Raw genomic sequence first — 25,098 nt, 5'->3', positions numbered from 1 at the left:
AAAACCTAACCAATATACCTAATCTTAATATTATTATGTAGACTAATATTTTCTAACCATTTCTTACATTCAATAGGTTCACTATAAACTATTATATTTATAGAATCTATTAAAGCTAATAGCTTAATAATTTCACTCTCTATTCTCAAATATTCATTATTTTTTTGAATAAGCAAAACATTAAATTCCATTGATTTTAGACATCTTTCTAAATGACTTAATTGTGCTAGTATATTTTCTTCAATTACTAATAAATTGATGTTAGTAGCATCTAAATGACTAAAAATCACCTTAAGCTGATCTAAACTACATAATTTTCGACAACTATTTTCTTTATTCAAGGACACAATAACTTTACTTATCAAATCTTGCTTATTTAAAATATACGTTTCTTTAGATTGTACAGCTAAAGCCCCTACTTCATTGAGTAATGTTAATTCATCAAAATCAAATTTACCACAACACTCAATTATTGATGCAGTGGCTAAAACTGAATCTCCGGCGCCAGATACATTTATAGGGTTTACTAAAGACTGTTTCTGATGTATATTTTTATAACAATCTATATAAGTAACTCCATTTGCTCCTTCGGTTATTATTCGTCTATTAGTTATATCTTGATCTGAAATATTTAAACTATATTTATACGTCGAATATTCCTCTTTATTTAAGAATAATACTGTATCTTTATCTATCTTATATCTACTTAAATCTCTAGAGTGAACTATAACGCTTTTATTATTAGAAATACAGTAATTTTGTATTATATCAATTACGTTTTGATCAATACAACCATATAAGTAATCCACCACAACTACTATATCTGGATCCTTTTGATGCAAATACATATTAAGTAAATCACTATCATACGAACATGATTTAATATTATTATCTAACCTCATAACTTGTTGAGTATCAATATAAATCCGTTCTTTTAAATTAGTTTTATCTAATTTCTGTGATAGTAACGTCACACCATTTTTATGACATAAATCATCAACTATAGATGCATAGTAATCATTTCCGATAATTCCCAATAAATAGGTTTCATTATAAAAATCTGCTAAATTTGCAGCAACATTACTAGCACCACCTAAATTATATATTGTCTTATTTTTTTCAATTATGGGTAATTTAATACCAGTAGATACAGATGACACTTTACCATATGTATATTTATCTAATAAAATATCCCCAATTACAATAACTTTCTTCTTTTTTACATCCTTAATATATTTTAAAGATATTGAGATTAACATATTATTCATAAGGCCTAAACCATATAATCCGATACTATAAAAATATAACTATATATTCATATATTATCACGAAAACCTTTCATCCTCATAAAGTTTTCATTAATTTATATTTTAAGAAAGTAATATCATTTTAGTAAGATTCAAATTCCATCTTACCTTTATGAAATTATGTAAATCAGTTATCACTGTTCCTAATATACTACTAGTCATTTAGGCAACATAATATGATTATGTAAGCAATTTTCAAATAATAAAAAAGAGAATCAAACTTTATCCTGACTAACTTATCAATCAGAATGACAGATAGAAGGTTGATTCTCTATATCTAATAGTAAATGGCACTCTAAGAATGTACAAAAATGATGATATAAGTATGTACAATTTTGATTGTACTACCAATACTATAGTTGATAAAACAAGGCAATATGTAATTTTAAAATAAATGGTTTTCAGTAAAAAGAAAATATTTTTAAATCTTAATCATTTCAAATCAATAAAGATATTTATCAATTTCACCTATAGTTGATTCTAAATACTTTTCCTTTGTATAATTGTTATCAATAATAGGTTTGATCTCATCAAACACTTTATACTTTTTATTAGTCAATCTTTCAATTTCTATAAATTTATTCACAAACATATCCAATAATAGATAATTAAAAGAACGAATAAATAAATTTACATACATTGCAGCTTTTTCATCTAAATCAACACTACTCATACTAAGCTGTATATCAGAATAAAATTCTGCGACTACTTCTTTTAAACTTCTATGGCAATAGCGAGTTTTATATTTATCACCAAATAATCCACTTCCAATATACTCTTCAAAATCATCTGTATCTATATAGCTTTTATATGAGCTAAGACTACTATAGGATCCTGATTGAAAATCGGCCCAAACACCAGAACTAGTGCTAAAACGTTCAAATTCACTCACATCCTTTAATCTCATTTTAAAATCATCATTCTCAAAATCTAGATTAAAACTATCAAAATCTATCGGAATAACTCTATTATTAAGATTCGCATTGATTAGTCCACTATATTTATTCAATATACTACGTATTTTATCTAATCTTTTTCCAATAAAGCTTTCCTCAGAAAAATCATAATATGGGTAAATTTTATCTAGTTTATATTGTACAAATAATTCAAGAATAATTTTACGATAACGACTATAAACATATCGATCAAATTCTTCTAAACCAGCGTTAACAGCTTTACTGTCACTACTGTACTTATAATCAGATCCATAAAAATTAGGACTTTCAGGATAAGCTAGTTGATACTTATTTCTATCATAAGTAAAAGTAGAACTTTCTTTATATGTTATTAAGCAATCTAACAATTCAGACTTTAAGTCCTTTAAAATATTATCTATACTACCATTTGATTTAACTTCAACAATAGATATCGCATTTGTAGGACAAAGAGAAGATATTTCTTCCGCTATTATTAAATCCTGTTCTAATATATTAGACCCAAGATTTGACTTTGCTTTACCAGTGCTATCCTCAACAAAATAATCAGAATAACTTAGACACGCACCACATGCAACACATTTTTTCTCATCAACACTAAAAGTCTTCATTATACACTCCCATTAATAATCATATAAAAGTCATATGCAAATTTGTAACTATTAGCTAATTGTTCTGTAATATTCCCTTCTTCATCTATAACAGGACAGTCAATAATATCTTTAACCGCCATTGCAATATTAATAGTATTTTTTATGATTTCTCTATCCTGAGTCGTATATTTATATTTATCATATCCTATAGTATCAATTAATTGATCTACCAACTTTATTGATTTAAGTAAAAACAAATTCAACGAAGCTAATAAATCTGATATTTTATTGGCTTCATCAATTATATGATTTAACATCATACATATGTTATCAGCATTGCTAGCATATGCTTCTGCTATACGTAAATGCTTTCCGGCAATTATTACTTCCCGTTTTGATTCATCAACCATTAACCCCGTAAAACCACCTTTAAGTAAACTAACTATAGCTTCTTTTCCAGTATAAGGCTGAATTATTATGTTATGATCTACCATTAAATTTCCATATTTTTCTTTTGGAAAGGTGAGATTAATTTGTGCTTTTTTGATTAATGCATCATCAAACTCAACTTTCTTTATCCTACTAAAAACATCGACAAAAGGTCTAAGTGAATATTGTGTTATAGAAAGTTTTCTATTCAAAAGCTTTTCTAAAGCTTTATCATGTTGTTCGATAGTTTTTTCAATTTTTAACTTACTCTCATGTTGTAAATTATAGGCTTTTCTTAAACGTTTTAAAGCTTTTTCATCTAATTCAATACTCTTATCGATATTTTTACATGCTATTCCAATTGCAGCTATAACTGCAGGAGCAAATATTATCAATGAATCCTCCCCCTTATAATTTTAAGACTTGATTATCATCAAAGAAAAATTCATCAAATGATTTTAAATCTTTAAATATTACTTCCTTATTAAAATATTTTAGTATCTGATTAAGTCCATCTGTAATCCCTTTTGAATTATTATTTTTAATGCTAAAACATAGATTGTAATATCCATTTAGTACCTGAGAATCAAACAAATGGTTTTGCTTTTCTATATATTTAGATATAACGCTACGATCAGAATTAATTTTATTATTAAAATCTTCTATTAATTTGTCATACCGTCTCATTTGCTTCTTTGATAGCTTTACTTCAGATTGCCATTCAATTATCCACGCACTTATTTTATATTGAATATCTGATACAATCGAGGTCGTAATTAATGCAGCCAATGGCCCACCAGCAGCATAAGCAATAGCATATAATGGTGATTTAATAATATTAAAAATTAAACTATTAATACATTGATATCCATCAATTTCAGAATTGATATATCGCATTATAGTGATTGATGAATTAATACTAGTCACTATACTTTGAATATTTATAAATTCCGTTACATTACCAAGACCCTCTTTCTCTAAGAGTTTTCCAATTTCATTCACCATTTCATCTATAACAACTGAACCAATCATTATGCCAGTCTCTTTTGCAATCTCTTTTGCAGTTTCTGCTCTTGTTAATTCACCATTATAACTTCTATAAAGAATTTGTGCTGAACTTAAAGCAGTACTATATAGCATAAAATTCATCTCATCATTAAGTTTCAAGTCTTTAATATGTTTATTAGAGGATTGAATTGTTTCATTTAATGTAATTTGACAGCTTTTGATTTTTTTTGTTATTATCTTTCCAACACCATCTTTATGAAAATTAGCCTCTGCATAAACTTGATATTTTAACAGATTAGTTATTTTAACAATATTTAGATTATCATAATTATCAATAATAAATTTAAGATTCGATTTACGACCCTTAGCTTTATTTAAACTCTCATTTGTTGCAACCAAGTTATAATCACTTACAAGTATCTCTCTTAACTCTGACGGTTCTAAATAATCTCCATACCAAGAATTAGCCTGTTCAATAGATATTACATGATCTATATTAATCTTTCTATTAGGAGTATACCTTTTATTTAAGTAAATTTTTTCCCCTGTATAAGCATCTACAGTAGTTGTTCTGCCAGCTAATAATCGAGATCGATAACTAAATTTATTATTATTTCTTTTTCCAATATCATCCAATTCACGTCTCAAAAACTTTCTGCTCATATAATACGCCCACCTCAGCTTATATTTCATTTACTTCTCATGAATATGTTATGAATAAATTATAGTTTTTCTATAATTATATGTCAATTTATACAACTTAGAATATCAGATTAAAAATAATATTAGAGATTTATCTCATAATTAATTTTCCATACATTTTATTGTATTCCACTTTTAATGTACCTACGTGTTCACCTTTAATCTGTTTATTAATACTCTTCGCATAATACATAACATCACATTCATAAGGACTACCAGGCAACATAGCTAATAGTTCTTCTACAGGATTTAAATCATCTAAGTACAAATACTCCCACTCGTCCTCTAAATCCACGTAATATTCAAAGGAATGAGCATCACTGTATTCAACTTTTTCTGGCAAATTTCGATCTAACAATGTAAACACATTTGTATATATTTGTTTTAATTCGTCTGAAAATGATCCTTTCATATAGAAATCATTAGTTAAAAAGACTTTCATCACAAGTAATTCTTCACACCATGTTAAAAGTGGTACTACTTCTACATCAAAGATGTTAATAATTCTTTGGTCATGTTCTTCTAAAGCTTCTTCTAGATTACGTTTTACCTTTTCTTCAGCTTCATCTCTTGAACCACTTTCAGAGGGAATAAAAATTTTCATCAATGCAGCGCATTCGGATGCTTCTCGAATTGATTCAATAGAACGTAAGCGTAGTTCTTCGTTTATTACAGCTATAAAAGTATTTACATCTCCCCATATGTCTATTACCCAATCCTTAAAATGTTCTTTGTCAGTAAAGGCTTCCTTTAATTCATCTCTATACTTCTTTAATCCTTTTACAGCCCATTCTGCATGTAATCGATCATAGCGATCACCAAAATCCTCATCTTCTCTTGGAACATCAAATTCTGCTTTTTCAATTTCTGCTTTAATATCTTCTACTGTGATGATGTTTTCTTTTAAAGTTTTCATAGCTAATCTCCTATATAACACAACAAACAAAATAAATATGGTTCTGGATTACCTTTAGTATATCTAACCCTATACGTAATTTTTTACACACAAAAAAACCGCCCAACCTAAGTTGAGCGGCTTTCACCATTCTAATCAGAATAATATGTATTTTACATAGTACCAGTACTACCAATACCACCAGTTCGTACGCCTGTTGCGTCGTCATCGTTGGTAATAAGGTATTTAGAGAAAATGCCTTGTGCAACGCGTTCGCCTTTTTCAAGAGTAACAGGTTCGTTGCCAAAGTTTAGGAGGGCAATCATAATATGACCTTCGTTGTCCTCATTGTTGTAGTAATCACTATCTATGATACCAGTACTATTCACCAATGCTAGTTTGCGTTTGATAGCCATGCTAGAACGGATGTGGATAGCAAGGTATTCGTCGTATGCCATGAAGGCCTTAAGGCCTGTCGGCACGAGAACTACTTGATTTGGTTCTAATGTAACAGCTTCAGCGCATTCAATATCATAGCCTGCGCTTTCTGTGGTTTTACGTGTTGGTAAATTGATATTTTGTTCTTCAAAAGCAGAAACTACTTCAAAGCCACGAATATCCATGTAACACCTCTTATTTCAAACAATCTTTACGGGACAAGTTAATACGGCCTTGTTTATCAATTTCGATAACCTTAACCATAATTTCGTCACCCACATTTACAACGTCTTCTACATTTTCAACGCGTTCTTTTGCAAGTTTGGAAATATGTACAAGACCTTCTTTACCTGGTAATACTTCTACGAAAGCACCAAACGCCATCAAGCGAGTTACTTTACCAAGGTATACTTCACCTACTTCAACCTCTTTAGTAAGGTTTTCGATGATTTGTTGCGCTTTTGCAGCCCCTTCTTGGTCTACAGAAGCGATGAATACTGTACCATCATCTTCGATGTCAATTTTTGCACCTGTTTCATCAATGATACTACGGATTACTTTACCGCCAGAACCGATTACGTCACGGATTTTATCTGGATCAATTTTCATTGTAATGATGCGTGGAGCGTATTGGGACATTTGTTTACGAGGTTCAGCAATGGTATCTAACATAATACCCATGATGTGCATGCGGCCTTTATGAGCTTGTTCCAATGCTTCGTGAAGGATTTCACGGGATAAACCAGAAATTTTAATATCCATTTGGATAGCTGTTACACCCTTAGCTGTACCAGCCACCTTGAAGTCCATATCGCCAAGAGCATCTTCCATGCCTTGAATATCTGTTAAGATTGTGTAGTGTTCACCTTGTGTTACAAGACCCATTGCAATACCAGCTACAGGAGCTTTAATAGGTACACCAGCATCCATCAAGGACAATGTGGAACCACATACGGAAGCCATGGAGCTAGAACCATTGGATTCTAATACTTCAGATACTAGACGCAATGCATATGGGAATTCTTCTTCGCTAGGAATGACAGGTACCAATGCGCGTTCAGCTAAAGCACCATGACCGATTTCACGGCGTCCAGGACCACGGGAGGAACGAGTTTCCCCTACGGAGAAGGATGGGAAATTGTAGTGGTGAATATAGCGTTTTTCTGTTTCTAAACCGATACCATCAATTGTTTGTTTTTCAGACAATGGCGCTACAGTAGCTACGTTCAATACTTGAGTTTGACCACGTGTGAATAGACCGGAACCATGTGTACGAGGCAATACGCCTGTACGGCAAGAAATTGGACGAACTTCATCAAGTTTACGGCCATCTGGACGGATTTTTTCAACAGTGATCATATGACGAACGATTTCTTTCGTCATAGCATCAAATGCTTTATTTACATCAGCTAAGTTATCTGGGTAGATATCTGCAAAGTGTGCTAATACATCTTCACGTACTTCTGTTTCTTGTGCATCGCGTTGTTGTTTATCGGCACAACGAACTGCTGCGTCAAGTTTATCGTGACCATATGCACGAACTGCATCAGCGATTTCAGCAGGTACGTCTTTGCTTTCGAATACGCGTTTTTCCTTGCCTACTTTAGCTTTTACATCTTCTTGGAATGCAACGATTTTCTTAATTTCTTCGTGAGCAGCCATGATAACTTCAAGAATAGTTTCTTCTGGAACTTCTTGAGCGCCACCTTCAACCATGAGGATAGCGTCTTTTGTACCAGCTACTACGATATTAAGGTCAGTTTCTTCTAATTGTACTTTTGTTGGGTTTACAACAAATTCACCATTTACACGACCCATGCGAACGCCTGCGATAGGACCAGCCCATGGGATATCGGAAATAGACAATGCTGCAGATGCACCAATCATACCACAGATAGCAGGATCACAATCTTGATCTACGGACATAACTGTAGCTACTACGTGTACTTCGTTACGTACACCTTTATCAAATAGTGGACGAATAGGACGGTCAATCAAACGGCTATTCAAGATAGCAGATTCAGGTGGACGTGCTTCACGTTTGATAAAACCACCTGGCAAACGACCAATAGCATACATTTTTTCATCATAATCTACTGTGAGTGGGAAGAAATCGATATCCTTCGCCTCTTTAGAACCTGTAGCGGTAACGAGTACGCGTGTATCGCCATAACCAACCATTACGGCACCGCCAGCTTGTTTTGCAAGTTCCCCAGTCTCGATCGTAAGCGTACGACCAGCTAGGTCCATTTGGAATTGTTCCATTCCTATTCCTCCTAAAAATCTTCTTATACGTATACCTTATTATTATATATCATCTATTTAAAATAAGCTATTTTTTCAGTTCATATGATATACTTTAATTGTTGCTAACTCCTATTCTGGCAACAGAAAGGAGGTGTTTCTGTGGTAGATTATTTTGTTTCCCTTATAATCACTATCATAGGTGGTGTAACTTGCCATTACATCATCAAGTGGCTAGATAGTAGATTTAAATAGCAACTAGCACAATAAAAAGGACAGAGTTGCCGCTCTGTCCTTTTTTCGTGTTTCCACAATAGATTATCGGCATTTGTTTCCCTTTGCCTAAATTCATTATAACACAAGGAAATAAAATAAAAAAGCCGTCCTATTGGACGGCTAGTTTTATTATTTACGAAGACCAAGGCGTTCGATAAGGGAACGGTAACGTTCGATATCTTTACGACGAAGGTAGTCAAGCATGTTACGGCGTTGACCAACTAATTTCAACAAACCACGACGGGAATGATGGTCTTTTTTGTGTTCTTTCAAGTGTTCAGTTAAGTATACGATGCGGCTTGTCAAAATCGCAACTTGTACTTCTGGAGAACCAGTGTCTCCTTCATGAGTAGCGTATTCTTTAATTACTGCTAATTTAGCTTCTGTAGTTAACATTAATGTTACCTCCTATAAAATAATAATCCCGATAAGCTTAAGTAACCGTTGGAGATTCGAATACTTCGCTTACGATATGTCTAACGACTTAGTTAAGTATACAGTATAATCCCATTAGTGTAAAGGTTTTCATGAAAAAGAGAGGATAATATCCCCTCTTTTTTAGACTATATTATTTAGGTACTTATTTTGAACCGAGCATCATACGGTCACTTAAGGCACCTTCGCCAGCTACTTCAAATTTTTGTAACAAATCAGCAACTGTTAATTTTTTCTTTTCTTCCCCTTTTACATCATAGATGATACGACCAGCATCCATCATGATGAGACGATTACCAAAACGCAATGCATCACGCATGTTATGAGTAATCATAAGGGTGGTTAAGTTATGTTCTGCAACGAGCTTCTCTGTCAATTGCAATACATTTTCTGCAGTCTTAGGATCAAGCGCAGCCGTATGTTCATCCAAGAGTAATAAATCAGGACGAAGCATAGTAGCCATAAGCAATGTAATGGATTGGCGTTGCCCCCCAGATAATAGGCCCATCCGTGCAGATAGACGGTCTTCAAGACCTAAGCCTAATAGAGCAAGGCGTTCTTTAAAGAATGCTTGTTCACTATCTTTGAAAGCCCATTTAAGGCCCAAGTTTTTACCACGGCGCATAGCAAGAATCAAGTTTTCTTCGATTTGCATATTGCCTGCAGTACCAACCATAGGGTCTTGGAATACACGGCCAATGTATTTAGCGCGTTTGTATTCTGGCATTTTTGTTACATCAATATTATTGATGGTAATGCTCCCTTCGTCAACTGGAAATACACCAGCGATGGAGTTTAGCAAGGTACTTTTACCAGCACCATTACCACCGATTACTGTACAAAAGTCCCCTTCTTCTAAACGAAGATCGATACCTTGTAATGCAGTTTTTTCATTAATTGTGCCCTTAAAGAAGGTTTTTACCATATTTTTTACTTCTAACATAGTGTCCTCCTTAGCGAGCTAGCCATTTGGCTTTCAAAGTAGGCAAAGAAAGCGCGATGGCAACGAGAATTGCAGTGAATAATTTTAAATCGTTTGGTGGCATACCCATGTAGAGTACAGCTGCGATAACGATACGATATACGATGGAACCGAGTACTACAGCAACGAGGCTACGTACGAAGGATTTTGTACCGAATACAACCTCACCGATAATTACAGACGCCAAACCGATAACGATAGTACCAATACCCATGCCTACGTCGGCAAAGCCTTGGAATTGACCGATAAGAGCACCAGACATGCCAACGAAACCATTGGAGATTAATAGACCAAGAACAATCATATTATCTGTATTAACACCTTGGGCGCGAATCATTTGAGGATTCACACCAGTTGCACGTAATGCTGTACCAATTTCAGTGCCGAAGAACCAAAACAATAGTAAGCATACAGCTACTGCTACTAAAACACCTACGATAGCAGCAGACCACATATTCGGTGTATGTAATAAACTACCAAGAGTAGTATAAATTGTATCCATACGAAGCAAGGACACATTTGCTTTACCCATGATATGAAGGTTTACTGAGTACAACGCAATCATTGTTAAAATACCAGCCAACAATGCCGGAATTTTTAATTTAGTATGAATCCAACCTGTTACAGCACCGGCCAACATACCGCCTACGCCAGCCAGTAAAATAGAAAGGATTGGGTTCATACCACTAGTAATTAAAATGGCGGAAATGGCCGCCCCCATAGGGAACGTCCCTTCCACGGTCAAGTCAGCCACATCAAGAACGCGGAAGGTGATGAATACACCGACCGCTAACAAGGACCATAATAGACCTGTTGTTATGGTGCCTACCACTAAATCTAACATCAAAATCTCCTCTATTATTTCATATCTTTACGAAGTGTATCAGGAATTGTGATTCCTAATTTTTTAGCACGTTCTTCGTTGACAGTTAATTTGATCTCTTTTTGCATTTCAATAGCCATGTCGCTAATTTTAGCTTCACCAGAAAGAACTTTAGCTGCCATTAAACCTGTTTGGTAACCTAATTTATAGTAGTCTACAGAATATGTCGCTACGCCACCAGTCATGGTCATGCCTTCATCAGCAGCAAATACTGGAATTTTAGCAGCATCTGTAATTTGTGCTAAGTTTGCCATAGCAGATGCTAATATATTATCTGTTGGTGTGTAGATAGCTTGTACATCTTGATTTACAAGATTTGTCGCTGCTTGTTGGATATCGTTTACGTTGGAAACGGTCGCTTCTACAACAGTAATACCTTTGCTAGCTGCGTAAGCTTTCATTTTTTCCACTTGAAGTTGTGAGTTGATTTCGGAAGATGTGTAAATTGCACCAATACGTTTTACATTAGGTACTAATGCGATAATAAGATCTACCTCTTTTTCAACAGGTGTCATATCAGATGTACCAGATACATTGCCACCAGGATGTTCATTGGATTGAACGAGTTTAGCTGTTACGTAATCTGTAATAGCGGTCCCCATAATTGGCATTTCATGAGATGCATTCGCCATTGTTTGTGCTGCTGGCGTTGCAATTGCTAGTACTAAATCTTTTTTATCAGATACGAAACGTTGAGCAATACTATTCAAATTAGATTGGTCAGCTTGTGCATTTTGTTGGTCGATTTTAATGTTTTCACCATCTTTAAAACCTTTTGATGCAAGGCCATCTACAAAGCCTTTATTAGCAGCATCAAGAGATGGATGTTCTACCAATTGAATAACACCGATTTTCTTTTGATTGCTAGTAGCGGTATCGGAACCACAACCAGCTACCATTGCCATAACAGTGATGGCACTAAGTGCCACTGCGATACCTTTTTTCCAGTTCATGTATAACTCCTTACCAGTTGTTTATTAAATCATAGTCGCTTTGTTCATCAAGTCCTCTGGTAAGGTGATGCCCAATTTTTGTAATTTATCTTTGCTCACAACTAATTTAAATTCTTTTTGCATTTCGATTGGCATATCTTCAATTTTAGCTTCACCAGTTAAAATTTTAGCTGCCATCAAACCTGTTTGGTATCCAAGTTTGTAGTAGTCTACGGACAAGGACATAACGGCACCACCTTTAACGTGGTTATCTTCGCCACCAAATACAGGGATTTTTGCAGGATCAGTAATTGCCACAAGGTTGCTCATGGCAGATGCTACTACATTATCTGTTGGTACATATATGGCATCTACACGTTGAGATACGAGATTTTGAGATGCTTGTTGAATATCATTTACGTTGGAAACAGTAACCTCTTCAACCTTAATGCCTTTTGTTGCTGCGTAAGCTTTCATTTTCTCTACTTGAATTTGAGAGTTTACTTCACTAGAGCTATAGATTGTACCAATTGTTTTGACATTCGGCATAACTTGTAAAATCAAATCTACTTGTTGCTCTACTGGGTTCATATCGGATGTACCAGATACATTACCACCAGGTTTTGCATTAGATTTAACTAATTTAGCCGCTTCGTAATCTGTAATAGCTGTACCCAAGATTGGAATATCATGAGTTGCATTCGCCATAGATTGAGCTGCAGGCGTTGCAATCGCTAAAATTAAATTTTTACGGTCTGATACAAATCGTTGAGCAATACTGTTCAAGTTAGATTGATCAGCTTGTGCATTTTGTTGGTCAAAGGTAATTTTGTCAGCTAAGCCCTTTTCTTTAAGAGCGTCAACAAAACCTTTGTTTGCTGCATCTAGTGCAGGATGTTCAACCAGTTGTACTACGCCAACCTTGTATTCGCCATTAGATGTAGTTCCATTTGTGCCACAGCCCGCAAACGCCATCAATGCTGCCGCCGTGAGTGCTAAGGCAATACCTTTTTTCAAGTTCATGGGGATTTCCTTCCTATCTGCAAAGACTATAATACTTCTATTATAAACAAATTTATTCACTACATCAATGTAGCAGAGTAAAGTATTTTACATTTGTCTTTATGTAGAGTACATAAAAATAGAATTTATATTATCTATCAAGAGATGCTAACATATCCTCTGTTAGTTCATTTGCCGCCAAAATGTAGTCTTTAAGCGTTCCTTTATCAAGGGCCACCTTCATAACAGGTACTTCAAGTGGGTCGAGAATGACACACATTAAAATTTCTCCTGTTACATAATAGCCTACCACGGCTTCCCCTTCATCTTCGTCCAACGTTTCCCGTTTTACCGTTACACAATACGGTTTCATCACCCGTGCAGCCGCCTCAGCAACAGCTTCACGGGTTGCAATATATTCTTCTGCTTTTGTTTCAGGAATATCAAAGATATCGACCTTCACAGTCTTAACCTCTGTCGCCTCTCCTTTTGCCGCCTCAATAGCAGCACCTAATTCCGTTTGATTCATCATATACCTCACATAACATGGACTTTCACCAATGGTGAAAGCCCCATGACACTAGATTGTTTCATCTGCTGCATTCAAGAATGCCACATAACAACGTTTTGCCTCATAAATATCGGCCTTAGATGTAACCTCCCACGGTGCGTGCATGCTCAAAACTGCTACACCACAGTCGATAACATTCATACCATACAACGCCATGATGTACGCAATGGTACCACCACCACCGAGGTCTACCTTACCGAGTTCAGCCGTTTGGTACGTTACATTATTGGCTTCCATTACACGACGGATAAAGCCCATATATTCAGCATTTGCGTCATTAGAACCAGCTTTACCACGAGAACCGGTAAATTTATTAAACACAACGCCCATACCTAGGTAAGACGCATTTTTCTTTTCAAAAGCAGATGCGTAAAGTGGATCATAACCAGCACTTACATCAGAAGATAACATACGAGAATTCTCCAATGTTCTTCGTACATTAACGGAATTTGGTTTTCCCATTAAGCTTAAAATCTCTGCCACTGCGTTTTCAAAGAAACGAGATTGCATGCCTGTAGCACCGACGGAACCAATTTCCTCTTTATCTACTAATAAACAGCAAGTCGTACGTTTTACCTTATCTACTTCGAGCATAGCCACCAAGGATGTATATGCACATACGCGGTCATCTTGGCCATATGCAATAATCATAGAGCGGTCAAAGCCCATATCGCGCGCCTTGCCAGCCGGTACGATTTCAAGCTCTGCCGATAACAGATCGCGTTCTACAAATCCGTACTCTTTTTCTAATAGAGCGTTAATAAATTTAGTAACACCCTCTTTTTCTTCCCCTTTAACAGGTTGACTGCCGATGAGAAGATCTAAGGATTCACCTTCGATAACCTTAGCTGCATTTTTCTGCATTTGTTCTTGCCCTAAGTGAGGCAATAAATCGGTAATGCAGAATACAGGATCCGATTCTTTATCACCAATGTTGATATTAATGCGAGTACCATCTGTTTTTACTACTACACCATGAATGGCGAGTGGCATTGCTACCCAATGGTATTTTTTTATGCCACCATAGTAATGTGTATCCCAAAATACTAAATTGCTATCTTCGTATTGTGGATTCTGTTTTACGTCAATGCGCGGAGAATCGATATGAGCACCGAGAATATTCATACCCAAATCCATATCATCTGTACCAATATTAAAGAGAGCAATTGATTTATCCATATGCGTATAGTAAATCTTATCGCCAGCCTTAATCGGTGTATTTGATTTAATCAACTCTTTTAAATCTACATAACCAGCTTCTTTTGCAACGGCTACGGATTGAACCACACATTCACGTTCTGTTTTGCCATTATCTAAAAATTGACGATATGAATCGCCTAATGACATTACATCTTGCAATGTTTGTTCATCATAATTATGCCAAGCATATTTACGTTCCATGTTCACATTCCTTTCTATTTAGACCAAAATTACTATGTATAGAAATCTGGTCTTCTAAGTATTTAATAATTCCTTTCGACGACGCTCGTAATAGAGGCGTTCTTTTTCTCGGTTAATTTCCGATTTTTCTGTATATAGTCTACGAATTTCATCGGTGCTATGACTTAGTACCTTTGTTACATAAAACTTAGTATGTCCCGACTTAATCGTGTATTTTCCTACTTTTAATTGTATGGCAAATTCCCCATGTTTTGGACAAATGCCAATGGAGAGGTGCTTATCCCCTTGAATGCGTTCCGGTCGTGTCGTTTCTAGACGACCTTGGCAATAAGGGCAGAATGATAAGCGCACCCGTCGATCATGGACGATGCGTTTTTTCTCTTGAAAATTATCATACATAAAGAAGGTCAAACCCGGTGGATATAAAAATGGATTTGGCGCCTCTTTTCGTATCGTATCATAATCCAACAATGCCTTCGGCAAATCTAATTTTTGGCATATATGAGCCGTAAATATGGCATCATGCAATGCATTATGGGCTGATAGCTCTTCAGTCGATATTTGTAAATCCTCCATCGCATGGGCTACAGAATACTGTTGCGTCGTACCATATCTGTGAAAGCTATATATCATCTGTGCATCTGCCCAAGAGTCATAGTCGATACTCTTTAATTTATGGAGAAGTAAATTTTCTCGCAATATAAGAATATCGTCAGCTCCCCAAGAAAGTAGCTTATAGTCCTTGCCACACCACTGTTGAAAATGACTATAGGCCATTCTAAAAGGGACACCTCGATTTAAATCTTGATTAGTAATCCCCGTAAGGGCCTTTACATGCTTATGCATATGTAATAAATATTTTGGTTTAACATACATTGTGAAGGAGTCCACAATTTCAAGCTTGTCATTGAGCTTAATTGCTCCGATTTGAATGATTTCGCCCGTCAACGGCATACGTGTTCGCTTCATAAAGCTAATATCATTGCTATAGGGTTGGTTCCATTCTAAATCAAAAATAATATAATCCATAACTTACGATTCCTGCAGTAATGTTTCAGCTGCCTTAATCACTTGTTCTTCGGTAATAACGGAAATACCTTTGTATTTGCCTTCTTTAATGACCTTTTTCATGCTTTTACCAATTTCATAATGGTCCATCGATTCTAGTACAATCGATTTAGCTTGGTATGGGCCATAGAAAAAAGGATTTGATGGACCATAGAGTGCAACTATCGGTACACCTTGACTGATTGCTACATGCATAGGCCCAGAGTCATTGGTAATAACAAGATCACACCATTTCATAGCAGCTGCTAAAGAGCCAATTTTAAATGCTCCCGTAGCCACAATCGGAGTGGTCTTCATATGTTCCACCACGGGCTTAACCATCTCTAAATCCATAGGGCCACCAAAGAACACAGTTTTATAGCCTTTGTCAGCAAAGTAATCAGCTACATCAGCAAAGCGTTCTGCTGGCCAACGTTTTTCAGGTACTGCACTGCCGATGTTGAAACCGATAAGCTTATCATGAGGCATAACGCCTTGGCTTTCATAAAAGCGAGAAACCTCATCATTCCATTCTTTGCAGGTTTCAATATGTAATCCATGGTTAGATACATCGGTAACGCCCAATTGCTCAAGCACGTTTATATACATATCCGCAGCATGGCGAGTTTTTCGGTCAAGCCTTGTATATTGAGTCATGAACGGTCTAAATAAGAAATGACTCATCCCCGTCGTAACCTTACCATTAATTTTCCACGCTAAGTATGATGTGCGTTCATTAGGATGCAGATTGATAACGATATCAGGTCTACCTTGTTCGTTAATACGACGAGCAATTTCATTGAGACCTTTAATACTATTATGACGCCCCTTTTTATCGACAGTAATCAAATCATCGATATAAGGATTGTATTTCATCACATCCTGTAATTTTTCATCAAGTACATAGGTTATATGACTATGAGGTGCTGCTTTGCGCAACACCTCTAGAAATGGCGTCGTTAACACTACATCACCTAAATGCATGAGAAAGGTAACAACAATACGTTTATAATCGAGTTCCATTACAAATCCTTTCTCAATATTTCAGAATATACATCCCATACGGCATCTACAGGTATTTGAGCCATACAATCTGGATCGTCCACCAACGGCTGTTCAGGTGTAGCCTTAGATGTGGGGGAGATAATAAGATGTACATGACTGCCACCATATGGGCCAGTTCTATGTGGTGATGTAGTGCCAAATAGTGCTATTAGCGGTTTCTTTAATGCATTCGCAATGTGTAATGGCCCTGTATCGGCACTGATATATATATGACAATGACGAATCAATTCAATAAGTTCTGCCATAGTGGTTTTCCCAACTAAATTGATGAGATTATCATGCTTTACATAATTTTCAATGAATAGACCTTTTTCATTGTCATCAGGCGCCCCTGCGATGATAACCTTCTTACCACTTTCACAAAGGCGAATACATAGCTCACCAAAGTTCAACAAAGGCCATTCCTTAACAATCCAGCGAGCACCAGGTACAACAACGACATAATCATCGGTTACACCCAGATCAGCTAAACGTTTTCGAATGACGCCCTCTGCCGCATGGTCATGGGGCATTGGAAATTCAACACCCTCTACATCGCCGCCTAATACGCGCACTGTGTCGAGGTATCGCTCGATAACGTGGTCATATTTATGAGCACCTACGAGGGCTTTATTGACGAATTTACTACCTTCTCGAAGTTCCCAATAGCCATATCGCTCAGGTGCCCCCGATAATAGAGACACGATGGCACTTTTGGCTATACATTGTAAATCTAAGGTCATATCGAAATGACGACTATGTAAATCCTTGCGAAGGTTCCACAAATAAGAAGGAGATTTTAATTGTTTTTTGTCGATTATAATCACTTCATCCACCCAAGGTGTACCCGGTAAAAGGCTAGCAAATTGCTCATGTATAGCCCAGGTAATTTTTGCGTGCGGTAAATTTTGACGCAATGCATATAAGGTTGGCAATGCGTGAATGACATCACCTAAGGAACTCATTTTAATGATGAGTATATTGGAATAGTCCTTCATAATAACCCCTTTGTGAATGAAGAATACACACGCCCCTGACGTGGTTTACAATGACAAACAATTATATCTACTCTAGTTCTTTATGATAGTTTTCATAAAATCTAGCAAATTAGATTCTGTAAAGAGGTACCCCTTTACCCCTGCAGCTTCGGCAGCCTCCACATCACGTTGACTATCACCAACGAGAAAACTATGTTCTACATCTACATCAAAATCCTTGATGGCTTGTAAAAGCATGCCTGGCTTTGGTTTACGACAGTTACAATCTACGGCATATCGCTCTACAACGCCATCCTTATGATGTGGACAATAATAAAAGTGTAAGATCGGTGCGCCAGCCTTAAACAATTCATTTCCCATATAATCGTGAAGAATTTGAACATCAGTTTCCTTATAGTAGCCTCGCGCCACCCCACTTTGGTTTGTCACCACTATAAGTTCATAACCAGCGTCATGGGCTAATTTTAATGCTTCTTTTGCACCTTCAACCCATTGTAAATCCGATATTTTATAGAGATAGGAAACATCCTTGTTGATAACCCCATCTCTATCGAGGAACAACACCTTTCTCATACTTTATCCTTTACATATATCAAAGAATTTGCACGATCCATTATCAGGAATTAACGCAAATATCCTTCGTTATTATCTAATAATTCACAATATTCTTTAACAGCCTCTGCTAATGGTGTAAACCCTTTATCATAGCCTGCGGCCATCAATTTAGTAGTATCTGCTTCGGTAAAGCTTTGGTATTTACCTACCAACACTTCTGGGAATGGAACGTATTCAATGCGGCCTTTTCCATTATAGTCTATAACAGCTTGCATAAATTCATTAAAGCTATGCGCATGACCAGTACCACAGTTGAAAGTACCAGAAATTTCAGGGTGTTCCCAGAAATAGAAATTCACATTTACCACGTCTTTTACATAGATGAAGTCACGTGTTTGACCACCATCTTCATAGCCATCAGTACCTTCAAACAAATTGATAACACCTGTTTCTTGGTTTTTATAGAACATTTGGCGTACAAGAGAGGCCATTTTATCCTTATGTGCTTCATTAGGACCAAATACATTAAAGTAACGTAAACCTACAACTTGCGCTGTATATTCATCTTCAAATTTACGTACATAACGGTCAAATAAAAGCTTAGAATATGCATATGGGTTTAATGCCTCTTCTGCTTCTGGAGTTTCTACGAAACCATTTGTACCATTACCATACGTAGATGCAGAGGATGCATAAATAAATGGAATGGCTCTATCTTGGCAATAATGGAATAGATTTTTAGAACCTTCATAGTTGTTCTTCATCATATATTTGCCGTTATATTCCATTGTGTCCGCACAAGCGCCTTCATGAAAAATAACTTCGATTGGACCTACGTTGAAAGTACCATCCGCAATGGCAGCATCAAAGTCATCACAATCAATGTAATCTAAATAATCCAAGTTTTGAAGATTGCGAATTTTACGACCATCTGTCAAATCATCGACGATTAAAATATCATTACGGCCACGCTCATTTAAGGCTTTTACAATATTACTACCAATAAAACCGGCACCACCAGTTACAATAATCATAATTTCCCCTCCTTAGACATTATAGCTATTTTTTTCACGATATCTGATGTAGAATAGCCTTCTTTAAATGAAAGTACCGCTACCTCATCTACAGACTCTCTGCCGACAATCTCTTCTTTTTTATAGTCTCCGCCCTTAACGAGAATATTAGGACGCAAATAGGCTAATAATTCAGCTGGTGTGTCTTCTTCAAAAAGAACAACCCCATCTACGCATTGTAAAGCACTTAATAAAGCAGCTCTATCATCTTCAGATACAATCGGTCTAGTTTCACCCTTTAAACGACGTACAGACGCATCTGAATTAAGTCCGATGATGAGATGACGACCTAGTTGAGCTGCCTCTTGAAGATATGTAATATGGCCTCGATGTAAAATATCGAAACAACCATTAGTAAATACAACAGTTTCATCCATACTTTGCCATTTATCGATTAAGGCCTTCATCTCTTCTTTTGTATATAACGGACTTGATGTCGTTAATTGACGAACAGATCTCCACAAATCAATCAATTCTTGGCGATGAATTGGGTATGTACCAACCTTAGACACAACGATACCAGCTGCACCATTGGCAATATGTAATGCTAAACGCATAGATAAACCACTAGCCAAGCAAGAAATCATCATAGCTACGACCGTATCGCCGGCACCACTTACATCGAATACATCTTGTTGCGTAGCTGGATTATGCCATGTTCGCCCATCCTTTGCTACAACAGTAATCCCCTTTGCAGAACGGGTACCTATAATATACTGAATATTAAGTTTACCTAATACTTCCTTAGCCGCCTCTATAACAGAAGCATCCTCATTAGGTATAACACGACCTAATGATTCGCCTAATTCCTTTACATTTGGCGTAATGCAAGTAGCACCATCATATTTAGACCAATCTGCCCCCTTAGGGTCAACAATAGTTTGCACATTATAGGTATGAGCTAATCTAAATACCTCTTGTAATAATGTAGGTGTACACACACCCTTGCCATAGTCAGAAATAACAATGCCTTGCAATCCTTGTTGACAAAGCCCATCCAACCAGGAAATCAATCGTTCCTCTTCATCTGTTGTAATCGGAGTAATCGTCTCAAAATCGAGACGCATCATCTGTTGACGATCACCTAAAATTCTCATTTTAGTAATAGTAGAGCGATTGTTATCATAAATAAGACCAGATGTATCAATACCATCAGCAATCAATAATTTATCGAGTACTCTACCATGATCATCAACGCCAGCTACGGCTCCTAAATATACATGACAATCGAGATTAGCCAAATTGGAAGCAACGTTCCCTGCACCACCAAGCACCTCTTTCACAGATGACACGCGATTTACCGGTACTGGAGCCTCTGGAGATATACGACTCACATCACCAAAGACATATCGATCCACCATCACATCACCAATAACTGCGATTTTTAGGTTGGGCAATGAATTTGTCAGAAATTCATTGACTGTTTTTGTAATCATAGGTCGTCCCCTTTCAAGAAATCTGTGATTTCTTCCCTATCTCGATTAATAACCTTCTTCGATAAGCTCGCAGATAATATGACCTACCAAGATATGCATCTCTTGAATTCGTGCAGTCACTGTACTAGGAACGGCAAGTGTAATATCACATAGTTCAGCTAATTTGCCGCCACCTTCGCCTGTAAAAGCTATTGTATGCATTCCTGTATTACGAGCCATTTGCATGGCTTTCACCACATTTTTAGAGTTACCAGACGTAGAAATGCCGATAAGTACATCACCAGAGCGACCTAAGCCTTCAACTTGACGAGCAAAGATTGAATCAAAATCATAATCATTAGCAACAGCTGTCAAAATAGATGTATCTGTTGTAAGTGCAATAGACGCAAGAGAACGACGTTCTTTTTTAAAACGCCCTACCAACTCAGCTGCAAGATGTTGAGAATCAGCAGCAGACCCACCATTGCCACAAAACATGATTTTATTACCACTATTCAAGGCTACAATACAACGATTTGCTATTTCTTGAATAACATCCATTAATTCCATCGTTTTACTGAATACGTCTAGATGATCAGTAAAGCGATCAGCAATGATTGGATTTATATCTGTCATTATAAAATCTCCTTTAGTAGGCGATCAGCATTTTTCCAGAACAATTTTTCTGTTTGTTCCTCTGAAAGCCCTGCTCCCCTAAAAGCATCGTATAAACGATGCATATCTGAAATATCTTTAATTTCCGTATTCGGTTTAATGCCATCAAAATCAGTGCCTAAAGCTATGACATCTTCACCGCCTTTATTGATGATATACAATCCATGTTTAACGATATCTTCAATACGACTAATAGATGAAGTGCCAAGGAATGACTGAGCAAAATTCAGGCCAATAACACCGCCCTTTTCACCGATTAGACGAATCAAGTGATCTGGCAAATTGCGTCGATGAGCCGTCACTTCTCGTGCATTAGAATGAGAAGCAATAAAAGGTACATCAAGAATATCGCCTAATTGTTCTGTTCCGCCATCGTTGAGATGAGAGCAATCTACAATCATACCTAATTCTTGCATTCGTTCCACAAACTCTATCCCTGTTTTTGTCAGTTTTTTATAAGGATTTCCTGTGTTAGGCTCGCCTAATTCGTTAGGATAGTTCCAGGTCAATGTTATAAGACGAACACCATCCTTATAGGCCTTTTCAAGTTTGGATAAATCGCCCCCAAGAACACCACCCTCTTCTATCGACAGTAGGGCAGCCAGTTTATGATTATCGTAACAAGCCTTAATTTCCTCATAAGAGCGCACATGACTAATATGGTCACTATATTTTTGCATTTGACTATCAAATAAAGTACGCATAGATTCATATCTAGCATAAGAATCTTCTTGTTCTTTTAAGTCCACAAATAATGCAAAATCTTGTAATCGACTATGGCCCTTAATGAGACGTTGAATATCAATTTTCCACTTATTAGAGAATAAATCACCATCATGTGGATGGTCGATTAATTGCATTATCGTATCACAATGTAAATCAATCATATACTCTTGTTATTTCTTTACCTTTTTGGCATCTAATTTTTTTAGTGCTTTCAGTTCAGCCATAAAGCTGTCAATGTTATCAAATTTGCGATATACAGATGCAAAACGCACATACGCAACTTGGTCGATATCTTTCAATTGTTGTAGTACAAGTTCACCGATACGATCTGTAGAGATTTCTTGATTTACTTCATTGCGAATATCTCGTTCTACATTATTAACAACCTCTTCCATGACGGACATAGGCACTGTTCGTTTATCACAAGAACGCAGCAAACCATTTAACAATTTACCTCTGTCAAATAATTCACGGCGACCATTTTTCTTTGCTACCATGAGTGGTACTTCTTCGATGATTTCATAAGTAGTAAAGCGGCGTCCACAATTAATACACTCGCGACGACGGCGGATACTGTTCCCTTCGTCAGTCGTTCTTGAGTCTGTTACCTTCGTGTCTGTATGTTGGCAATAAGGACATCTCATTGGCTAATACTCCTTTTCTAATCAGCTAGTAATCTTGAAAAAGGCACAATACGCCTATTTTCTTATACCTTATATAGTACCATATTTAGTAGAAAAAGTACAAAAAGAACCATATAATGCTACTTAATAGTACTGACTTGTCTAAATCTTTTTCATTTGGTATGCTATTAATAAATGAACGACTTAGTTTAATCCCCCCAAGCCATGGTGGCTGGTTTTTTGGATTATTACTAAGTCGTTCTTTGTTTATATATAGTACCATATTTAGTAGGAAAAGTATAAAAAGAACCCCTTATAAACCTATGAATTGAACCGACCCCTTAATGTTAGACCAAAAATCTTAACGTTAAGGAGGTCGGTTTTTCTATGGCAAAATATAGCCTTATATTTAAATTAAAAGTCGTTACCGCATATCTAAACGGCGAGGGTGGATATGAGTATTTAACTAAGAAATATGGTTTAAAGACTACATCGCAAGTTCGTCGTTGGATTAGTGCATTTAAAGAATTTGGTAAAGATGGTTTGTGTCGAAAGCGAAATAATACAAGATATACTTCAGAATTTAAGCTAGCTATGGTAGAGTCATACTTAACTAGTGAATTATCGTATCGGCAAATTGCATTACAATATGGGCTGAATAATCCTTCATTAATAGCTCGCTGGAAGTCGGATTTTATGAAATATGGGACCAATGCTTTTGTCGAGCGACCGAAAGGACGAATACCTACCATGAGTCGAACAGATGAAAAAGCAAAGATTACCACACATACTAAATCACGTAACCAAAAGAAGAAAAAAGAATTAACACCAGAGCAAGCTCGTATTTTAGAATTGGAAAAACAATTACGCTATGCTCAAATAGAGAATGCCTATTTAAAAGAATTGAGGAGATTGCGCCTCGAGGACGCTCGAAAAATGAAAGAACAGCAAGAATCATTAGCAGTCTCCGAAGAGAATTCAAACTAACTGAGATTCTTGCTGCCTTACGTTTTCCAAAAGCAACATATATGTACTGGCAACAGCGCTTTGACCGAGTAGATCCAGATCTACAAATACGAATAGCTATTGAAGATATTCGTAAGAACCATCCCAACTATGGATATAGAAGGTTGTTACCTTTGTTGCGATCACGAGGTATTGTTATTAATAAGAAACGATTGCAACGAATTATGCAAAAGTTCAATCTGCAAGTAATAGCATTCTCCCGTAAGAGCCGAAAATATAACTCATATAAAGGCGTTAAAGGACGGATTGCACCTAATCGCATTAAGCGTAGATTCTATTGCAGTCAACCACATCAAAAAATTACTACAGATACAACTGAATTTAAGTATTATGAACTAAATGCAAACGGTGCTTTGAAAGTTGGAAAACTATACTTAGATCCATTTATGGATTTATATAATCTTGAAATTATTAGTTTTAGTATAAGTCCTACACCATCGGCTGAGTCTATACTTTCAGCACAACAACAGGCGATTGAAAAGACTGCCGATGCTAAGTATCGACGGACATTTCATTCTGACCGTGGTTGGGGTTACCAAATGAAAGCGTATCAACATAATTTAAAAGTGCATAACATATTTCAAAGTATGTCTAGAAGAGGTAATTGTCTCGACAATTCACCAATGGAAAACTTCTTTGCTATCTTAAAACAAGAGATGTATTATGACAATACCTTTCATAGTTATGATGAGTTAAAAATGGCGATTGAAAACTATATTATGTATTACAATACTAAACGAATTAAGGAAAAATTGAACTGGCTAAGTCCAGTTGACTATCGTTTAGCTATTACTGCAGCATAAAAAATTCCGAGCAACCAGTTTAGGTTACTCGGAAATAAAAGTCTAACTTTTTGGGGTCACTACAAATTACAATCTTTTTA

24 protein-coding genes are annotated in these 25,098 nt (G+C 36.2%); 1 reads left to right on the top strand and 23 read right to left on the bottom strand.

Going from position 1 to position 25,098, the window contains the following annotated elements:
- Nucleotides 1-5 precede the first annotated feature (5 nt).
- The 23 genes from VTHSUH11_RS06750 to nrdR form a co-directional block, all read right to left on the bottom strand.
- On the bottom strand, nucleotides 6-1,268 hold the full coding sequence (locus VTHSUH11_RS06750; RefSeq protein ID WP_105093099.1) for a PfkB family carbohydrate kinase: 1,263 nt from the start codon (nucleotides 1,266-1,268) through the stop codon (nucleotides 6-8).
- A 481-nt stretch (nucleotides 1,269-1,749) separates the two neighbouring features.
- On the bottom strand, nucleotides 1,750-2,853 hold the full coding sequence (locus tag VTHSUH11_RS06745; protein WP_105093098.1) for a ferredoxin: 1,104 nt from the start codon (nucleotides 2,851-2,853) through the stop codon (nucleotides 1,750-1,752).
- Nucleotides 2,853-3,659: a hypothetical protein gene (locus VTHSUH11_RS06740; protein WP_105093097.1), complete on the bottom strand. Its 807-nt coding sequence runs from the start codon at nucleotides 3,657-3,659 to the stop codon at nucleotides 2,853-2,855. Before VTHSUH11_RS06740 ends, VTHSUH11_RS06745 begins: the two co-directional genes overlap by 1 nt.
- Nucleotides 3,660-3,672: 13 nt before the next feature.
- On the bottom strand, nucleotides 3,673-4,935 hold the full coding sequence (locus VTHSUH11_RS06735; protein WP_146104613.1) for a hypothetical protein: 1,263 nt from the start codon (nucleotides 4,933-4,935) through the stop codon (nucleotides 3,673-3,675).
- Nucleotides 4,936-5,065: 130 nt separating this feature from the next.
- On the bottom strand, nucleotides 5,066-5,890 hold the full coding sequence (locus VTHSUH11_RS06730; protein ID WP_105093095.1) for a hypothetical protein: 825 nt from the start codon (nucleotides 5,888-5,890) through the stop codon (nucleotides 5,066-5,068).
- A gap of 152 nt (nucleotides 5,891-6,042) precedes the next feature.
- Nucleotides 6,043-6,492, bottom strand: coding sequence for a dUTP diphosphatase (gene dut / locus VTHSUH11_RS06725; RefSeq protein WP_009660864.1), 450 nt, complete (start codon nucleotides 6,490-6,492; stop codon nucleotides 6,043-6,045).
- 10 nt (nucleotides 6,493-6,502) lie between these two features.
- Complete coding sequence (locus VTHSUH11_RS06720; protein ID WP_105093094.1) at nucleotides 6,503-8,572, bottom strand: polyribonucleotide nucleotidyltransferase; 2,070 nt, start codon at nucleotides 8,570-8,572, stop codon at nucleotides 6,503-6,505.
- Nucleotides 8,573-8,956: 384 nt separating this feature from the next.
- The gene (gene rpsO / locus VTHSUH11_RS06715) at nucleotides 8,957-9,223 is read right to left on the bottom strand and encodes a 30S ribosomal protein S15 (protein ID WP_009372127.1); all 267 of its coding nucleotides are present in this window, start codon (nucleotides 9,221-9,223) and stop codon (nucleotides 8,957-8,959) included.
- A 184-nt stretch (nucleotides 9,224-9,407) separates the two neighbouring features.
- On the bottom strand, nucleotides 9,408-10,205 hold the full coding sequence (locus tag VTHSUH11_RS06710; protein WP_059362051.1) for an ABC transporter ATP-binding protein: 798 nt from the start codon (nucleotides 10,203-10,205) through the stop codon (nucleotides 9,408-9,410).
- Between the two features lie 10 nt (nucleotides 10,206-10,215).
- Nucleotides 10,216-11,088: an ABC transporter permease gene (locus VTHSUH11_RS06705; protein ID WP_105093093.1), complete on the bottom strand. Its 873-nt coding sequence runs from the start codon at nucleotides 11,086-11,088 to the stop codon at nucleotides 10,216-10,218.
- Nucleotides 11,089-11,102: 14 nt separating this feature from the next.
- Nucleotides 11,103-12,080: an ABC transporter substrate-binding protein gene (locus tag VTHSUH11_RS06700; protein ID WP_105093092.1), complete on the bottom strand. Its 978-nt coding sequence runs from the start codon at nucleotides 12,078-12,080 to the stop codon at nucleotides 11,103-11,105.
- A gap of 24 nt (nucleotides 12,081-12,104) precedes the next feature.
- Nucleotides 12,105-13,082 (bottom strand): ABC transporter substrate-binding protein, encoded by a 978-nt coding sequence (locus VTHSUH11_RS06695; protein WP_059362043.1) that lies wholly within the window; start codon nucleotides 13,080-13,082, stop codon nucleotides 12,105-12,107.
- Nucleotides 13,083-13,212: 130 nt separating this feature from the next.
- Nucleotides 13,213-13,590 carry a hypothetical protein gene (locus tag VTHSUH11_RS06690; protein ID WP_105093091.1) on the bottom strand — a complete coding sequence of 126 codons (378 nt, stop codon included), beginning with the start codon at nucleotides 13,588-13,590 and terminating at the stop codon, nucleotides 13,213-13,215.
- 51 nt (nucleotides 13,591-13,641) lie between these two features.
- Complete coding sequence (locus VTHSUH11_RS06685; RefSeq protein WP_105093090.1) at nucleotides 13,642-15,033, bottom strand: aminopeptidase; 1,392 nt, start codon at nucleotides 15,031-15,033, stop codon at nucleotides 13,642-13,644.
- Nucleotides 15,034-15,087: 54 nt separating this feature from the next.
- Entirely contained in the window at nucleotides 15,088-16,062 is a 975-nt protein-coding gene (locus VTHSUH11_RS06680; RefSeq protein WP_105093089.1) for a 3'-5' exonuclease, read from the bottom strand.
- 3 nt (nucleotides 16,063-16,065) lie between these two features.
- Nucleotides 16,066-17,103, bottom strand: a complete 1,038-nt coding sequence (locus tag VTHSUH11_RS06675) for a glycosyltransferase family 9 protein (protein WP_105093088.1) — start codon at nucleotides 17,101-17,103, stop codon at nucleotides 16,066-16,068.
- Nucleotides 17,103-18,122, bottom strand: coding sequence for a glycosyltransferase family 9 protein (locus VTHSUH11_RS06670; RefSeq protein ID WP_105093087.1), 1,020 nt, complete (start codon nucleotides 18,120-18,122; stop codon nucleotides 17,103-17,105). The genes VTHSUH11_RS06675 and VTHSUH11_RS06670 overlap by 1 nt, the downstream gene beginning before the upstream one ends.
- Nucleotides 18,123-18,194: 72 nt before the next feature.
- Nucleotides 18,195-18,695 (bottom strand): D-glycero-alpha-D-manno-heptose-1,7-bisphosphate 7-phosphatase, encoded by a 501-nt coding sequence (locus tag VTHSUH11_RS06665; RefSeq protein WP_105093086.1) that lies wholly within the window; start codon nucleotides 18,693-18,695, stop codon nucleotides 18,195-18,197.
- Nucleotides 18,696-18,745: 50 nt separating this feature from the next.
- Nucleotides 18,746-19,711 (bottom strand): ADP-glyceromanno-heptose 6-epimerase, encoded by a 966-nt coding sequence (gene rfaD, locus VTHSUH11_RS06660; RefSeq protein ID WP_105093085.1) that lies wholly within the window; start codon nucleotides 19,709-19,711, stop codon nucleotides 18,746-18,748.
- Nucleotides 19,708-21,186 (bottom strand): D-glycero-beta-D-manno-heptose 1-phosphate adenylyltransferase, encoded by a 1,479-nt coding sequence (gene rfaE2 / locus VTHSUH11_RS06655; protein ID WP_105093084.1) that lies wholly within the window; start codon nucleotides 21,184-21,186, stop codon nucleotides 19,708-19,710. Before rfaE2 ends, rfaD begins: the two co-directional genes overlap by 4 nt.
- Before the next feature lie 45 nt (nucleotides 21,187-21,231).
- Complete coding sequence (gene gmhA, locus VTHSUH11_RS06650; protein WP_059362024.1) at nucleotides 21,232-21,801, bottom strand: D-sedoheptulose 7-phosphate isomerase; 570 nt, start codon at nucleotides 21,799-21,801, stop codon at nucleotides 21,232-21,234.
- Nucleotides 21,801-22,727 carry a dipeptidase gene (locus VTHSUH11_RS06645; protein ID WP_105093083.1) on the bottom strand — a complete coding sequence of 309 codons (927 nt, stop codon included), beginning with the start codon at nucleotides 22,725-22,727 and terminating at the stop codon, nucleotides 21,801-21,803. The genes gmhA and VTHSUH11_RS06645 overlap by 1 nt, the downstream gene beginning before the upstream one ends.
- Nucleotides 22,728-22,736: 9 nt before the next feature.
- Entirely contained in the window at nucleotides 22,737-23,210 is a 474-nt protein-coding gene (gene nrdR / locus VTHSUH11_RS06640; RefSeq protein ID WP_059362020.1) for a transcriptional regulator NrdR, read from the bottom strand.
- A gap of 366 nt (nucleotides 23,211-23,576) precedes the next feature.
- Between nrdR and VTHSUH11_RS06635 the strand changes: the two genes are divergently transcribed.
- A protein-coding gene (locus VTHSUH11_RS06635; RefSeq protein ID WP_105092186.1) for an IS3 family transposase occupies nucleotides 23,577-25,018 on the top strand; the annotation gives its coding sequence in 2 pieces (ribosomal slippage) (nucleotides 23,577-24,165 and nucleotides 24,165-25,018; 1,443 coding nt in all).
- Nucleotides 25,019-25,098 lie beyond the last annotated feature (80 nt).

Source organism: Veillonella tobetsuensis (assembly GCF_002959935.1).
In the GTDB taxonomy this organism is placed as follows: Bacteria; Bacillota; Negativicutes; order Veillonellales; family Veillonellaceae; genus Veillonella; species Veillonella tobetsuensis.
This window is presented reverse-complemented; position numbering and strand designations above follow the sequence as displayed.